The sequence below is a fragment of the Sphingobium sp. CCH11-B1 genome, from assembly GCF_001556865.1.
Taxonomy (GTDB): domain Bacteria; phylum Pseudomonadota; class Alphaproteobacteria; order Sphingomonadales; family Sphingomonadaceae; genus Sphingobium.
Genome location: NZ_LSJY01000043.1, coordinates 1 through 515 on the forward strand (window position 1 = coordinate 1; position 515 = coordinate 515).

At 60.0% G+C, this 515-nt stretch carries 1 protein-coding gene; it reads right to left on the reverse strand.

Features of this window, described 5'->3' with window-relative positions:
- On the reverse strand, positions 1-484 hold a 484-nt coding region (locus AX724_RS05330), incomplete at its 3' end, for a TonB-dependent receptor domain-containing protein (protein WP_231736476.1).
- Between the last annotated feature and the right edge of the window lie 31 nt (positions 485-515).

Consider the following 515-nt stretch of genomic DNA (forward strand, 5'->3'; position numbering starts at 1 on the left):
AGTCGACGCCCAGTTGCCAGGTCAGCGCCTTGGACGAGGTCTTGTTGACGCTCGAATTGCGGATCGTTGCCGCGCCGTCCGCGCATTCTTCCGGTGAAACGACAGGCTGATTGCTCAGGCCGCCGCCAACGCAGGCCTCGATCTTGTCCCAGGTGTGACGTACGCCCAGATTGACGCGCAGGCCGTCGGCGATTTCATAATTGACATTGCCGAACAGCGCCCGGCTCTTTTCGCTGTAAAAACTATAGTTGAAGCGAGCATCGGTAATACCGGGTAGGGTGAAGACCGGAATATAAGTGCCCGACGGCCCGAGCGGCTTGCTGTCCAGGTAGAAGGCCCCGACTAGCCAGTCGAGACGATTGCCGAGTGCCGATCCCTTCAATTGCACTTCGTCGCTGATCTGCCGGACGTCGGATGTCTGGCGCCCACCCACGATCGTCACCGGAAGCCCGGCAGGGATCGCGCCGCTTCCATCAGCGATCAAGGTGGGCAGTCCATCCACGCTGGAATAATAG